The 14696-nt window shown below is 71.4% G+C and carries 14 protein-coding genes; 7 read left to right on the forward strand and 7 right to left on the reverse strand.

Translation table 11 applies throughout. The features are described 5' to 3' along the window. Window positions 1-2 precede the first annotated feature (2 nt). From ACWC2B_RS22230 to ACWC2B_RS22240, 3 genes are all read right to left on the reverse strand, one after another. A complete protein-coding gene (locus ACWC2B_RS22230) occupies window positions 3-1727 on the reverse strand; it encodes a ricin-type beta-trefoil lectin domain protein (protein WP_450719138.1) in 1725 nt (574 codons plus the stop codon). Between the two features lie 316 nt (window positions 1728-2043). Then, window positions 2044-2694 carry a response regulator gene (locus ACWC2B_RS22235; RefSeq protein ID WP_450719140.1) on the reverse strand — a complete coding sequence of 217 codons (651 nt, stop codon included), beginning with the start codon at window positions 2692-2694 and terminating at the stop codon, window positions 2044-2046. A gap of 3 nt (window positions 2695-2697) precedes the next feature. Beyond that, window positions 2698-3903 (reverse strand): sensor histidine kinase, encoded by a 1206-nt coding sequence (locus tag ACWC2B_RS22240; protein WP_450719142.1) that lies wholly within the window; start codon window positions 3901-3903, stop codon window positions 2698-2700. 168 nt (window positions 3904-4071) lie between these two features. On the opposite strand from ACWC2B_RS22240, the gene ACWC2B_RS22245 reads away from it, so the two are divergent. The 4 genes from ACWC2B_RS22245 to lepB all read left to right on the forward strand — a co-directional run bounded on the left by ACWC2B_RS22245 (window position 4072) and on the right by lepB (window position 7859). Continuing rightward, window positions 4072-4587, forward strand: a complete 516-nt coding sequence (locus ACWC2B_RS22245) for a YceI family protein (RefSeq protein WP_450719144.1) — start codon at window positions 4072-4074, stop codon at window positions 4585-4587. Between the two features lie 131 nt (window positions 4588-4718). Then, window positions 4719-5477: an N-acetyltransferase gene (locus tag ACWC2B_RS22250; RefSeq protein ID WP_450719146.1), complete on the forward strand. Its 759-nt coding sequence runs from the start codon at window positions 4719-4721 to the stop codon at window positions 5475-5477. Window positions 5478-5707: 230 nt separating this feature from the next. After that, window positions 5708-6817, forward strand: a complete 1110-nt coding sequence (locus tag ACWC2B_RS22255) for an alpha/beta hydrolase (RefSeq protein ID WP_450719148.1) — start codon at window positions 5708-5710, stop codon at window positions 6815-6817. 169 nt (window positions 6818-6986) lie between these two features. Further along, window positions 6987-7859: a signal peptidase I gene (gene lepB / locus ACWC2B_RS22260; protein WP_450719258.1), complete on the forward strand. Its 873-nt coding sequence runs from the start codon at window positions 6987-6989 to the stop codon at window positions 7857-7859. A 57-nt stretch (window positions 7860-7916) separates the two neighbouring features. On the opposite strand, the gene ACWC2B_RS22265 is transcribed toward lepB, so the two are convergent. From ACWC2B_RS22265 to ACWC2B_RS22280, 4 genes are all read right to left on the reverse strand, one after another. Continuing rightward, window positions 7917-8432, reverse strand: a complete 516-nt coding sequence (locus ACWC2B_RS22265; protein ID WP_450719150.1) for a hypothetical protein — start codon at window positions 8430-8432, stop codon at window positions 7917-7919. Continuing rightward, on the reverse strand, window positions 8429-9076 hold the full coding sequence (locus ACWC2B_RS22270; protein ID WP_450719152.1) for an RNA polymerase sigma factor: 648 nt from the start codon (window positions 9074-9076) through the stop codon (window positions 8429-8431). Before ACWC2B_RS22270 ends, ACWC2B_RS22265 begins: the two co-directional genes overlap by 4 nt. A gap of 73 nt (window positions 9077-9149) precedes the next feature. Then, window positions 9150-9620 (reverse strand): LAETG motif-containing sortase-dependent surface protein, encoded by a 471-nt coding sequence (locus tag ACWC2B_RS22275; RefSeq protein WP_450719154.1) that lies wholly within the window; start codon window positions 9618-9620, stop codon window positions 9150-9152. 179 nt (window positions 9621-9799) lie between these two features. Beyond that, window positions 9800-11017 carry a carbohydrate-binding protein gene (locus ACWC2B_RS22280; protein WP_450719156.1) on the reverse strand — a complete coding sequence of 406 codons (1218 nt, stop codon included), beginning with the start codon at window positions 11015-11017 and terminating at the stop codon, window positions 9800-9802. Window positions 11018-11261: 244 nt separating this feature from the next. Between ACWC2B_RS22280 and ACWC2B_RS22285 the strand changes: the two genes are divergently transcribed. The 3 genes from ACWC2B_RS22285 to ACWC2B_RS22295 all read left to right on the forward strand — a co-directional run bounded on the left by ACWC2B_RS22285 (window position 11262) and on the right by ACWC2B_RS22295 (window position 14531). Then, window positions 11262-12422, forward strand: a complete 1161-nt coding sequence (locus ACWC2B_RS22285; RefSeq protein ID WP_450719158.1) for a D-alanyl-D-alanine carboxypeptidase family protein — start codon at window positions 11262-11264, stop codon at window positions 12420-12422. Between the two features lie 367 nt (window positions 12423-12789). Further along, entirely contained in the window at window positions 12790-13236 is a 447-nt protein-coding gene (locus ACWC2B_RS22290) for a subtilase-type protease inhibitor (protein WP_450719160.1), read from the forward strand. 203 nt (window positions 13237-13439) lie between these two features. Beyond that, window positions 13440-14531, forward strand: a complete 1092-nt coding sequence (locus ACWC2B_RS22295; RefSeq protein WP_450719162.1) for a phosphatidylinositol-specific phospholipase C domain-containing protein — start codon at window positions 13440-13442, stop codon at window positions 14529-14531. The last annotated feature ends 165 nt before the right edge of the window (window positions 14532-14696 follow it).

A 14696-nucleotide genomic window follows, 5' to 3' on the forward strand; every position in this document is an offset into this window, starting at 1 on the left:
CGTCACACGGGCAGCGACCACGCCTGGTTGGCCTGGTGGTCGCCGCAGGTCCACGTGTCGAGCTTGGTGCCGCTCGCCGTGCCCCCTCCGTACACGTCGAGGCAGAGCCCGGATCCGGCGTTGACGAGCGTGCCGTCCTGGTCGGTGGTCCACCGCTGGGCATCGGCGCCGGTGCACGTCGAGAGGGTGGCGGCGCTACCGGCGCCGGTGCCGCTCGCGGTCAGGCACTTGCCGAGCGCCCGTACGGTGTCGTCGCCTGCCAGGGTCCAGCGCTGGTTGGTGTTGCCGGTGCAGGGATAGAGGATCACCGGGGTGCCGTTCGCGGTGCCGCTGTTGGCCACGTCCACGCAGTTGGCTCCGTTGCCGGTGATCTGCCCGGTGGGCACGGCGGGGGCGCAGCCGCTGCCCGGCGTGAGGCGCCAGATCGCGGTGCCGTGGGCGGGCACGGTCGCGGTCAGCGCGGACGAGGTCGTCGAACTCGCCCCGCTCCAGAGGTCCTTGGCACGCACCTCGCAGCCGGGCAGGCCGATCGAGGCGAGCGTCGTGGAGATGTTCCGCGCGGAGGAGGACCGGTTGAGCACGGCGACAGCTCGGTCGCCATTGGCCAGCGGGCGGGCCAGGACATCGGTGGTGCCGTTGGTGGCGACCACCCCGGCCTGCCGTCCGAGACTGTCCTGGTCGATGGCGACGAGGGCGGTGTTGCCCAGTGCCGCGAGTCCGGCCGGGCTGAGGGCAGCAACGTCGGAGGAGAGGATCAGTGGTGCGGCCATCATCGACCAGAGCGCCACCTGGCTGCGCGATTCGTCGGCGGTCAGGCCGGGCGCCCCGGCGAGCACGAAGTCGGGGTCGTTCCAGTTGCCCGGCCCGGCGTAGCGGCCGATCCAGCGGTTGTAACCGTAGTTGGTCAGCACGCTCGCCCAGCGGCTCGCGTCGGGCTTTCGCGGGTCGTACGTCGCGATGTCGTAGCCCTCGCGCCAGAGCTGGCCGTCCTCGCCGACCCACGAGAGCACGGAGAACCAGCCGGGGTTGCCCCATTCGCCGGTCTGGAAGTAGGCGGGTGCCGATTCGGAGAAGACGATGTCCCGGCCGACTGCCGCCAGGGCCGCGGCCTCGGCGTCGTACGCCTGGCGGTAGGCCTGCTCCTTGGTCTGGCCGGGCTCGACGTACAGGTTGCAGCCGTCGAGCTTGAGGTAGTCCACGCCCCAGGAGGCGAAGGTGGCGGCGTCCTGGGCGAAGTGGTCGGCGCCGCCGCCCTGGGGCCGACCGCTGCCGGGGTAGCCGCCGCAGGTGCTTGAGCCGGCGTCCTCGTAGATGCCGAACCTGAGGCCGCGCGCGTGCAGGTAGTCGCCGAGCCAGGCCATGCCGTGCGGGAACCGCGCCGGGTCCGCGACGAGGTTGCCCGCCGCGTCCCGGCTCTTGGTCATCCAGCAGTCGTCCACGGTCAGCGTGTTGTAGCCCTTGGCGGCGAGGCCCTTGGAGACCAGGGCGTCCGCGTTGTGCACGACGGTCTGTTCGCTGATGTCGCACATGTAGTGCGCCCAGTTGTTCCAGCCCATCGGCGGCGTGGCCGCGAGCGGCCGGCTCGGGGCGGGCACCGGGAGCTCCGCCGAGGCCGCGGGCTTCGCGGGGGCCGGGGAGGCCAGAGCCGCGGTCGCGGTCAGCGGGACGGCCAGGAGTGCGGCCAGCAGAGCGGCGACTCTGCGGCGGCGCGCGGGAAGTGACGGCACGACAGATTCCTTCCTGGCCCGGCCGGTTGGGGCCCGGGCGGGATGCGTCGGAGGGCAGGGGAAGGTGCCGATCCCGCCGGCACGAGCCTGCCGGAGGGCACCCGCCAGTGCAGTACTGATGCTCGTATCTGTCAATGGCTCCCATCGAACGAGCAGAAACAAGCATCCGCCGCCGTCCGCACCGAGCCCCGCATTGCCACGGCGTGTCCGGGCGCGGGCCGCCCGGGGGCGATGAACGACCCCGCACGCACTTCCACAGGCTGGACGCGCCGACGACCCAACTACCGTATGGATCAGGGAAGTTGACGAGGAATGGCTACGGTGCGACCACGCCCGCCTCGTGGGCGAGCAGGCCGGCCTGGGTGCGATTGGCGCATTCCAGCTTGTCGAGCACCCTTGACACATAGCCCTTGACGGTCGCCTCCGACAGATACAGCCGGGCCGCGATCCGCGCGTTGGAGAGTCCCTCCCCCAGACCCGCCAGGACCTCGGCCTCGCGCTCGGTCAGCTGGGCCACGCGTTCGCGCGCCCGGTCGCGGGCCGACAGGCCGTCCGTCGAGGCCGCGATCAGCCGCCGGGCCGCGGCGGGCGAAAGGACGGTGTGTCCCTCGGCGGCCACCCGGACGAGCCCGATGAGGTCCTCCGGCGGAGTCGACTTCACCAGGAACCCCGAGGCCCCGGCGCGCAGCGCCCGCAGGACGTACTGGTCGGCGTCGAAGGTCGTGAGCACCACGATGGGCGGCGCGTCCGCGCGCCGGGCCAGCTGCTCGATGGCCGCGATCCCGTCCATGCCCGGCATCCGCAGATCCATGAGGACGACGTCGGGCCCGTGGCGCAGCACCGCTTCCACGCCCGCCGCCCCGTCGTGCGCCTCGGCGACCACCTCGATGTCGGCGGCCGAGCCGAGGATCGTACGGAGGAACCCGCACACCATCGGCTCGTCGTCCACCACAACCACTCGGACCACAGGTCACACCACCGATTCCGCTGTCGGTACATAGGCGGGCAGCACGGCCTCGACGCAGAACCCGCCGTCCGCCTGAGGTCCGGCCCGCAGGCTTCCGTGCACGAGCTCTATACGCCGGCGCAGTCCCGCGATGCCGAGGCCCGAACCGGTGCGTGCCAGCTCGCTGTTGGGCCCGCCGCTCGGCCGGGTGTTGCGGACGGCGACCCGCACCCGGGTCTCGTCGTACTCGACGTCGACGGTGACACGGGCCCCGGGGGCGTGCTTGTGCACGTTGGTCAGCGCCTCGCGCACGATGCGGTACGCGGTGCGGCCGACGACCGGTGAGGCCAGCGACCGGTCGCCCCGCTCGGCCAGTTCGGCCGGTACGCCCGCCGCCGTCGACTCGGCGACCAGCGCCGCGAACCCGTCGAGCGAAGGCGTCGGATCGTCTTCCGGTGCCGTACGCAGAATGCCGACGAGGTCCCGCAGCTCCTCAAGGGCCTGGCAGCCGGCCGCCCGCAGTTCCTCGGCCGCGCGCCGCGTCGCCTCGTCGGACGCCGTCACGCGCAGCGCGCCCGCCTGGAGCACCATGAGGCTCACCCGGTGGGTCACCACGTCGTGTATCTCACCGGCAAGCCGGGCGCGTTCCTCGGCGCACGCCCGCTCGGCGAGCAGATGGCGCTCCCGCTCGGCCCGCTCGGCGCGCTCGGTCAGGGCGCACACGAGGCGCCCGCGCGCGTCGAAGTACAGGGCGAGCAGGGGGCCGACGGCAGTGCGCAGCAGACCGATGGTGATGACCGTGATGGACGGCTCCCAGGCCCGGGCGACGATCAGGGTGAAGACGCCGAGCACGAGGAACGCCACGCGCCGGTTGCGGGCGTGCTTGCCGTAGAAGAGGGGACCGTACGCCGCGAGGGCCGTCGACAACGGGGCCCATACGTTGCCCGGCTTCGCCGGGGTCAGCGCGTGCACGGGCGAGATCAGCAGGGTCACGGCGAGCAGGAACGCGCCGAGGACCGCCACCACCGTCAGGGGTGCCCGCCGTCGGGCGACCAGCGAGAGGCAGGCGAGCGCCTGGAGACCGAGCAGCGTCCAGGCGAGGCCGCCCGGCCGCTCGGGCCACCACGTCGCGCCGACCAGTGTCAAACCGACGTCACCCAGGGCGAAGCAGAAGGCGAGCGCCGCATCCACGGCGAGCGGATGCCGACGGTGCCATGGTCCGTCACTCATGCGGCTTACGGTAGGTCATTCCCGGGCGGGGGCTCCCGGCATCGGACCTTCCGGCCCGGGCACCACCTACGAAAGTCGCATGCCGCGCCGAACGGCCCTTCCTTCGTCGCCTCGGAACCCGACCGGCCGCCCTGCCGCGCGGCCCCCGTTCCGCGGTGGAATCGACGCATGGAAACGAATCAGGACAGGACCACGGCGGCCCCCGGCCTTGGGCGCTACGAGATCGACCCGGGCGGCTCGACCGTCACCTTCCGGACTCGGCACGTGTTCGGGCTCCTTCCGGTGAGCGGCGGTTTCGCGATCCGGTCCGGGACCGTCGACATCGCCGAGCCGCTCGTCGGGTCGGGCGTCCGCGCCGAGATCGACGCGGCGAGCTTCAACACCGGCAGCCGGCAGCGCGACACCGCCGTACGCTCACCGCGCTTCCTGGACGCCGACCGCCACCCGCTGATCACGTTCACCGCGGACCGCCTCGACGGCACGACCCTGCCCGGCACACTCACGGTGTGCGGCGTCGCCCGGCCGGTGAGCCTGACCATCGAGGAGTCCACCTCGTCGGCGGGGGCGTTCAGCGCCGTCGCCACGACCCGGATCGACCGCACCGCGTTCGGGGTGACGTCGTCGCCCGGCATGGCGGGGCGCCATCTCGACCTGACGGTGCGGGTCCGGTGCATACGCCCGTGACCTGCTTGGGCCGCGCGGGGGCGGTCGGCGCGATCCGCCGGTTCCGCCAGGCCCCGCGGCCTCGGCGGGCCCGGAGCGGCCGGGTCCAAAAGCATTGGCAGGGCCCCGGGGCTTCTGGCAGGGTCCGGTCCGTGACGGACACCGAGAACATCGAGATCAGCACCCTCGCGGAGCGCCCCGAACTGGCCGCCCAGCTCTACGACATCAGCAACAATTGGCCCGAGTTCATAGCCCGGGACCTGGTCGGCTACACCCTGCTCAGCCGGGTGCCCGAGGAGTTCCCGCAGTACTGCGTGGTGGCCACCGAGGGGGACCGGCTGATCGCCCGCGGATACAGCGTCCCCTTCGACGCGACGCTGGAGGGCCGCGAGGAGATGCCCGACCGCGGCTGGGACCAGGTCCTCACGTGGGCCTTCGACGACCTCCGGCGCGAACGCCCGGCGACGACGGCCAGCGCACTGGAGATCACGATCGATCTCGACCACCTCGGGCGCGGCCTGTCCCACCTCATGCTGGCCGCGCTGCGCGACGCCGTGCAGCGCCAGGGGCTCGACGTCCTGGTCGCGCCGGTGCGCCCCACGGCCAAGCACCTCCAGCCCCGGGTGCCCATGGCCGAGTACATGCGCCAGGTCAGGGACGACGGGCTGCCCGCCGATCCGTGGCTGCGGGTCCACGTCAGGGCGGGCGGCACCATCGAGAAGGCGGCCGCCGCCTCCATGACGGTGAGCGGGACGCCGGCCGAGTGGCACCGCTGGACCGGCGTCCCCTTCGACCGGGACGGCGAGATCGAGGTGCCGGACGCCCTGGTCCCGGCGCACTGTGACACCCGTCACGATCGCGTCAGCTACGTGGAACCCAACGCGTGGGTGCGCCACGGTCTGCGACCCTGAAGTGAGAGCCGGTGCCTGATCCGAACGGTGTTCGGACACAGGCTCTCAGGCGCCCGGTCGGCTGCGCCGGGCCGGGCGCGGCAGGAACGTTCCGTGATCGCCGTTGACTGATCGATCACTTTCACAAGATTTGTAAGATAAATCCGGAACCCTTTGGCCACTGTTGCCCATCCCGTCTGGTGAACGAACAGGCATGCCCTTGGGCCACAGAACCATCCGGAGCGATCGCAATGACCTACCCCCGCCACGGGGCCTATCAGTCTCAGGGGCACCGCCGGGCCCACCGCGCCAAGCGCTGGATACTCGGCGTGGTCTCCCTCGTCGTGCTCGGCCTGATCGCGTGGCCCGTCCTGAACTACTTCGACGTCTTCTCGGACAAGGGCGACGCGATCAGCTTCGGACAGGACGGCGGCTCCGGCGGTGGGGACAAGCCCGGCGGCTCGGCGAAGGGGGCCGACTCCAAGGTGCTCATGCCGACCGGCCCGGAGGCCAAGTTCACGGTGGCCGGCACGGTCCCCGAGAACGACACCAAGATCGCCGTGACGACCCTCGAAGGCAAGAAGTCCGGCTTCAAGGGCAAGGTCTGGGTCTGGGTCCCGCCGGAGTACAAGGACCCGAAGTACGCCAAGAGCGGCTTCCCGGTCATGGTCGCGCTGCCCGGCGGCGCCGGATACCCGACCAACTACTGGATGGGCACGGACCTCAAGCTGGAGGCGAGCATCTCCCAGTGGTCCAAGGAGGGCAAGAGCCTCCCGTTCATCCTGGCGATGCCGGTCCTCAACCCCAAGCCGGACACGGGCGGCCTGTACTGGGACGCGAGTGACATCCCGGGCCAGCCCAAGATGGGCACCTGGCTCACCGAGGACGTCCCCGACCTCATCAAGGCCAACTTCCGTACGGTCAAGTCGCGTGACGGCTGGGCCTTCATGGGCTCCTCCACCGGCGGCTTCGCTGGCCTCAAGAGCGTGCTGCAGAAGCCGAACCAGTTCAAGGCGGTCATAGCCTCCGGCCCCGACATCACGCCCGACTCCCGTCTGTGGGCCGGGCATGACAAGGAGAAGGCGGAGAACAACCCGAAGCTGCTCGCCCAGAAGCTGATCGACGCGAAGGGCCCGGACGTCTATCTGGCCTTCCAGGTCGGCACCGCGGGCTCCGACGCGCAGGCCAAGCCGAAGATCGAGGACTTCGTGCAGAAGTACACCAAGGGCCCGGTCAAGACAAAGCTGAGCGTCATCCAGGGCGGCGACCACAACGCCAAGACGTACGTGCCGAACATGGCCAACGGCGGCCTCATCCAGTGGATCAGCGAGCACATGCAGGGCCCCGAGCCCGCCTCCTGACCCGTCCTCCCCGTACGCGAGAGCCCCTGCCGTCCGGCGGGGGCTCTCGCGTACCCGGGGTCCATCGGATGCAGGAATGCGGCCGAACACCCCCCCGCAGACCGCGGTGATCGGGGCCGCCCGGAACTACCGTTCGTTGGTCAGGTCGTGGACCCACGCCGCCCGGCGCATGGGCCTCGGTACGAACGGAGGAGCGGGCGTGGGGAATTCAGCGGTCGGCGCGGACGGAAGCCCACAGACCGAGGGTGAGGAGCCGGACGGACCGCGCCGCCCGAAGGCCGGGAAACACCGCTCCTTCTGGAAGGAGTTGCCGATCCTCATCGGTGTCGCGCTGGTGCTCGCGCTCCTCATCAAGACGTTCCTGGTGCAGGCGTTCTCCATCCCGTCCGAGTCCATGCAGAACACGCTGCAGCCGGGCGACCGCGTCCTCGTCGACAAGCTGACGCCCTGGTTCGGCTCGGAGCCGGGGCGCGGCGAGGTCGTCGTCTTCCACGACCCCGCCAACTGGCTTGCCGGGGAGCCGCATTCGGCCCCGAACGTCGTGCAGAAGGTCCTGTCGTTCATCGGGGTCATGCCGTCGGCCAACGAACAGGATCTGATCAAGCGGGTCATCGGGGTCGCCGGAGACACCGTGGAGTGCAAGGGCACCGGCCCCCTGAAGGTCAACGGCAAGGCGCTCGTCGAGCCCTACGTCCATCCCGGCAGCACGCCGTGCACGGTCGACGATCTGGGCGGCCAGTTCAAGGTGACCGTGCCCAACGGCAAGATGTGGGTGATGGGCGACAACCGGCAGAAGTCCGCGGACTCCCGCTACCACCAGAACGACAAGAACCACGGGTTCGTGCCGGTCGACGAGGCCGTGGGCCGCGCCTTCGTGGTCGCCTGGCCCGTCTCCCACTGGGCGACGCTGCCCGTCCCGGACACGTTCGACCAGACCGGCGTCAACGCCGCCCCCGCCCTCGCACCCGGCGCCCTCTCGCTCGCGGGCGCGGTGCCCGCGGTGCTGGTACGCCGCCGACGGATCAGCGGCCGCCGCGATTGAGCCGCCCCGGTCTCAGTTTGTTCTTTTTCTTTCGGGCCCGAAAGAAAAAGAACAAACTCAGCGGGCCGGAGGCACCGACGGAGGTACCGACGGCGAATCGGACCGGCGGGGCACCGCCCCGTGCGACGGCACTCCCGTCACCGGGCCCGCGGCGGGCTTCGACGGGGTGGGGGTGGGCGTCTCGCTCCGCGGCTTCGGGCGGGCGACGGACGCGGACGGCGAGCGGCTGGGCGGCGACGGCACCGGACTGGGTGCCTTGGACGGGCCCGGCGTCGGCGGGGTCTTGACCGGCCCCGGCGAACTCGCGGGCAGCGGGCGCTGTTCTTCGTGACCTGAGGCCAGCGTGACGTAGCCGACCGCCACCGCCGCGACAGTGGCGAGCCCGGCCAGCGGCAGGGTGAACCGGCGCAGCCGCAGCCGGGCCAGCGGGGTGCGGTGCAGATGGGGGCCCGGCGGGTCGGCGGGCCGCAGATCCGCGCGGGTGATGCTGTCCGCGCGGGCGGCGAGGGCGCCGCGCAGCCGCCTCTCGACCGGACGCTCGGCGGTTTCGGGCCCGCTCCAGTGGCCGCTCATGCCCGTGCCTCCAGGATCTTCTCCAGCGAGTCGAGGGCCCGGCTCGCGATGGACTTCACCGAGCCCCGGCTGATGCCGAGGGTGGTCGCGATCTCCGCCTCCGTCAGGTCGCTCCAGTACCGCAGGACGAGCACCTCGCGCCGGCGCACCGTCAACTGGCCCAGAGCGGCGAGCACTTCGCGGTGTTCCTCGTCGAGGACGACGCGTTCCTCGGCGGACGGCGCGTCGGGTATGTGGGGCGGGGTGTAGCCGCGGGCCGTGCGGCGCCGGCGCAGTACGGAGCGCGAGGCGTTGACGACGGCGGTGCGCAGATAGGCGAGCGCGTTGTCGATCTCGTCGATGTGCTCGCCGTGACGCCGGTACAGCGCGGTGAACGCGTCCTGCACGACGTCCTCGGCGCTCGCCCGGTCGTCCACCAGCATGACGGCTAGGTGCACCATCTTGAGGCGGTGCGCGTGGTAGAGCTCGCTGACGGTCGGCGGCGTGGCCCCGGGGTCGCAGGCGTCACCGAACCGGCGCCCTCCGAACGCTTCCGCGTGTCTGTCGCGGGGTGCGGTGCGGCCCCGGCACAGCAGTCCGCGCCACCAGGGCGCGAGCCGGCTCGGGGCGAAGGGGGCCGGGTGCAGTGCGGCGGTGTGCTCCATCAGTTCCTCGGTACGCGGGCGTGGCCCCGCCCTGGTCGCGGGCGGGGCCGTGGGGTGCCTCAGAGCCTGTGTCTCAGTGCTGTTGCCGCCGCCGTACGGCGTAGACGGTTCCGGCGCCCGCGAGGATCAGCGCTCCGGCGCCGGCGCCCATCACCGCGGTGGTCGTGGACGAACCAGTATGGGCGAGCTCCTTCTGGTCCGAGGGCGCGGGGGCGGCGGCCGGTGCGGCCGGTTTGGCGTCCGTGCCGGACGAGGGGGCCGCGGGCCGCGCCGTCGAGGGCGGGCTGACCGAGGGCCGCGCCGACGGGGCGGCCGGCCGCTTGCCCTCGCCCGCGCGCTTGACCGGCGAGGCGGGGGCGGCGCTCGGTTCGGCCGGCTTGGCCGAGGAAGCGCGCTTCGGCTGGGCGCTCGGCTCGTCGGCGTACGCCGTACCGGCGAGCGCGGGGACGGCGAGAGCGAGGAGCAGGACGGTCGCCGCCGCACCGGCGAGACGGCGGGGGCTGCGGGAGACGGGGCGGTCGGGACTGTGCTGGGGGACGGTCACGTTGTGCTTCTCCACGGTCGGCGAGGTGGCGCGGAATTCGCGCCTTCACCCCTGACGACGTGCGGCGGCGACAGGGGTTGCCGCTCGGCCGGAAAAACTTCCGGCCAGTGGACGCGGACGGCCCCGGCCGGCGCGCGGACCGGAGCCGTCATCTCAAGGAGACTCGGGCCGCGGGAGGTTCAGCAGGCGCCCTCGTCCTGCCAGACCCCCCACTCCCCCGTGGTCCCGGGCTCCTCGTTCTGGGTCCACCACTTGGCCTTCCACTGGTGGCCGTTGTGGGACACCTCGTTGCCCTGGGTGTAGACCGTGCCCGAACTCCAGGCCGCCACCGTGCAGGTGCCGCCCGGCGAGGAGGACGGCGGGGGCGAGGAGGGCGGGGTGGCTCCGGCGAACTTCACCGAGTACTTGGCGAAGTCCCAGGCCGCCTGCGGAACGCTGCTGCACGTGCCCGACGTCGTGCCGTTGTTGTCGGGCGGGGTGCACTGCCGGTCCCGGTTGAGGGACCAGAAGGTGAAGCGGGCCATGCCGTGGCTGGTCGCATAGTCGAGCACCGTCTGGAAGTCGGCTGGCGTGAAGAACTCACCCGTGTCGCTGCGGCCGTTCATCCCGGAGAAGCCCTCGTGGGCGTAGGCGGTCGCCGCGTTCCAGCCGAACGTCGACTGGAGGATCGAGTTGAAGTTGGTCAGCGCGCTCGTCTGGGCGGCGGCTCCGGCGAACCCGCCGTCGAAGGGCATGATCGAGAAGTTGTCGGGGACAAAGCCCTGCGTCTTGGCCTCGTTCAGCATCTGCTTCCCGAACCAGCCGGTGCCGTCGGCGGTGCCGGCGGTGGTCACCGACACGTACAGGCCCGGGTTGTTCTGCTGGAGGATCTTGGCGGCGCCGATCTCGTGGGAGATGGCGGTGGTGTTCTCGTACTCCGGCTCCTCAAGGTCGAAGTCGATCGCCTTGAGCTGGTACTTGGTGATGACCTGCTGGTACGCGGCCGCGGTGGAGGCCGCGTCCGAGCAGTTCTGGCCGAGCTTGGTGCCGCCGTAGCCGCCGACGGAGGCCGAGACGTCGCCGCCCTTGGCACGGATGGAGGAGATGGTTCCGGCTACCGCGGTGTCGGAGGAGACCGGCGCTGTGCCGCCCCAAGTCGGGCTGCAGCCACCGCCGTTGGGGGCCAGGACGAAGGCGAGCTGGAAGGCCTTGAGGCCGGTGGCGTCCATGATGGCGGAGGTGTCGGGCGGGTTGTTGTCCAGCGGCATCAGATAGGGCGCGGCGGCGTACCAGCGGCTGCCGAGCCCTGCCGCGTCCGCGGTCGCGCCCGAGGCGTGACCGGTGACGAAGGCGGTGAGCCCGGCCGCTGCCAGTGCGGCGCCGGCGGCGCCGCAGAGGAGAGCACGAAGTGGCTTCATGTCGGGGTCTCCTGGGGGTGGGAGGGGCTCCCAGAATTGGGCGGTGGCCGGAACACGTCAACGACTTGGACTAGACCATTGCCCTTCCTTGAACAAAGGAATCAGGCCACCGATCCAGCGGCTCGGGCTTCGCCCCGGCCGTTCGGGCCGGGCCCCGGACCGCCCGCCGCCCGGACGCCCGCCGTGTAGGCCGGACGGCACAAGCCGACCTGCGTGATGCCCGTTCTGTTCCTACGGTGGCTGAATGGTCATCAGATCCGGATTCCGCTCCATGGCCGCGCTCACCGCCACCGCCGCCATCGGTCTGTGCTGCCTCGCCTCGACGCCCCACAGCACAGCCTCCGCGCCCCGGCCGGGGCCGGCGGCGGGCGAGCAGGTCCGTCCGCGGCCGGGTGCGCCCGCCCTTCCGAGCGAGGTGTCCGCCCTCTCGTACGTGGTCGCGGACGCCCGCACGGGGAAGGTTCTCGCCGCCCGGGACGCCCACCGCAAGCTGCCTCCGGCCAGCACCCTCAAGACGCTGTTCGCGATCACCGCGCTCCCCCACCTGCGCGCCGAGGACCGGCACACGGTCTCCGAGCAGGATCTCGCGGGCATCGGCCCGGGCAGCAGCCTGGTGGGCATCGAGCCCGGGCACACCTACCAGGTGTCCGACCTGTGGCGCGGGGTGTTCCTCAGCTCGGGCAACGACGCGGTGCACGTACTGGCCTCGCTGAACGGCGGCTGGGCGGAAACCGCGGCCCAGATGCAGGCCCAGGCCCGGCGACTCGGCGCCCTGGACACCGAGGTCGTCTCGCCCGACGGCTACGACAGCCCGGGCCAGGTCTCCTCCGCGTTCGACCTCGCGGTGTTCGCCCGGGCGGGCCTGGCCCGGCCCGACTTCGCCGAGTACTGCTCGACCGCGTCGGCGCAGTTCCCCGGCGGGGGCGGCTCGTACGGCATCGTGAACACCAACCGGCTCCTTTCGGGCGCCGACGGGATCGCCCGCTACCCGGGGATCATCGGGGTCAAGAACGGCTACACGACCCATGCGGGCAACACCCTGATCGCGGCCGCCAAGCAGGGTGAGCGCACCTTGCTGGTGACCGTCATGAATCCGCAGGCCGGTGGCGGATTCACGGTCTACGAGGAGGCCCGCACCCTGCTCGACTGGGGCTTCAAGGCGTGGGACAGCGTCGACGCGGTGGGCTCGCTGGAACCCGTACGGCCCACCAAGCCGGCCCAGCGTCAGGCGCAGATCACGCACGCGGCACCGGTCACGCCGAACGCCGCGGCGGACGACGACGAGTCGGTCTGGCCGGCGGCGGGTGCGGCGGCCGGGGGTCTCGCCGTGGCCGGAACGTTTCTCCTGTTGGTACGCCACCGCTCGGACCGGGGCCGGAGCGGTGGGGAGCGTCCCACCGAGTGAACGCACCCCGGGGCATGAAGGCCGGGGGCGAGGGGCCGGGGGCGTGAAGCTGGCACTCCCCCGGCCCCCGGCCCGAGCCCCGCACACACCGCAGAGTCACAGCCTGACCAGCACTCAATTCGGCCTAAGATTCCCAGAATCAAGCTTCCAGTTGCCTTGAAATCGACCACGGATCCGTCAACATGCCTTTCTTTTGGCCGACGTTGGCGAGCTCGGCGACCTGGGCACCAGTGCGATGTCCTGCATTGATGCGGCTTCCTTCGGTGACTTCATGTGACCGAATGTGTCCGTCGTGTTGCGCGAAGCTCACCGCTGCGGGAGAGACTCCTGTTCGTTCTTCGGAAACCAACCCCCAGGAGTGTTCGAAATGCGGAAGATCGCAGCAGTCAGCGCCGTCGCCGTCGCCCTACTGGCCAACGGACTTGTCGGCACCGGACTCGGCAGCGCGGCCGCGGCACCGGCCGACGCCATGACGCCCATGAGCCTGTACGCGCCGTCCGCGCTCGTGATCTCGATCGAGCCCGGCACCGGCGAAGAAGGGGCTTCTGTCCAGCGTGCGGTCACCCTCAGCTGCGCCCCGACGCCGTCGGGCACGCACCCCGCACCGGCCGCGGCCTGCGCCGAACTCCGGCATGTGCAGGGCGACTTCACCGCCCTCTCCGCGAGCGGCGCCCCCCGCATCTGTACCAAGTTGTGGAACCCGGTCACCGTACGGGCGGACGGCATCTGGAACGGCAAGCGGGTCAGCCACGTACAGACCTACGGCAATTCCTGCATGAAGGCGGCCGGCTCCGAAGCCGTGTTCAACTTCTAGGCAGCCGCCCCCGAGGTGCCCATCAACTCGGCCTGTTCACAGCCGAGTTCCTCCTCGGGCGGGATCCGCGGGTCACATCCTCGGGCCGCACAGGCCGCAGGGGGTGACAGGAGGAATCCAACTCGTGTTAGTTGACATGTCTTCGTCGCTTCACTCGACGATGGCAATGTCCTGACGGAGAGTCACCCCCACTAGGAGGACCCGTGTCGGATCCCCGGCCCAGACGTTTCACCCCCCGGCTGCGGACAGCCCTGCTCGGCGCGCTCGCCGCCTGCCTCGCCCTCACCTCGGCGGGCGCCGGCGGCAGCGCTTCCGCGGCGGGGCCCGAGACCCTGCCGCTGTCCGGGGCCACCGTCTCCGGCCTGCACAACACCTACGACCCGGCCGCCTTCCCCTACCTGGCACAGGCCCTCGACACCGGTACGTCGATGATCGAACTCGACGTGTGGGACGACTTCATCACCAAGGAGTGGAAGGTCAGCCACTCCAACCCGCTGGGCAACAGCAACAACTGCGTCAACGCGAGCACCCCCGCCCAGCTCTACACCGGCGGCGCCAACAAGAACCTGGAGAGCTGCCTCGACGACGTACGGGTATGGCTCGCGGCCCACCCCGGGCACCCGCCGCTCGTCATCAAGCTGGAGATGAAGGCGGGCTTCCAGGCCACGTACGGGATGGGCCCCGCCAAGCTCGACCAGACGATCAGCGACCACCTGGGCTCGGCGGTCTTCCGCCCGGCGGACCTGCTGGCCAAGCCGGGCGGCGGCCAGTACGCCACTCTCGACGAGGCCGCCGGCGCGGGCAACTGGCCGACGCGCGGGGCGCTCGCGGGCAAGGTGATGCTCGAAGTGATCCCGGGCACGGTCGAGGAGGGCAACCCCGCCGACCGCCTGTGGACGGACGTCGAGTACGCACGGTACCTGCGCGATCTGGCGGCGGCCGGCCGCACGGCGCAGGCTCAGGTCTTCCCGGCGGTCCACAAGGCACAGGCGGGCGACCCCCGTTCACGCTATGCCGACACCTCGCTCCGTCCCTGGTTCGTCGTCTTCGACGGTGACGCGGCGACGTACACGAACGGCTCGATCGACACCAACTGGTACGACGCCCACCACTACTTCGTCGTCATGACCGACGCCCAGAACGTCTCCCCCGCCCTCGACGACAAGAACCCGTCACCGGCGGACGCCCAGGCACGGGTGGCCCGGCTCGCCGCCGCCCACGCCAGTGTCGCCTCCAACGACTGGACCTCTCTTCCCCAGGTCCAGTCGCTGGCCCTGCCCCGCGGGGTGGGCTGACGGAACCCGCACGGACGGGGGCGGCACACCTCAACCGGCCACGCGGCCAGCAGCTCCGCGGCCCGTCGCCGCCCCGTCCGTGCGGATCCGCCCCCAGACAGTGAAGGTGGCCCCGCCTGCCGCCCGTACGGCACTGCCGGGCCGGACACGGACGGCCCTTTCCGG

It is taken from the genome of Streptomyces sp. NPDC001415, assembly GCF_053597395.1.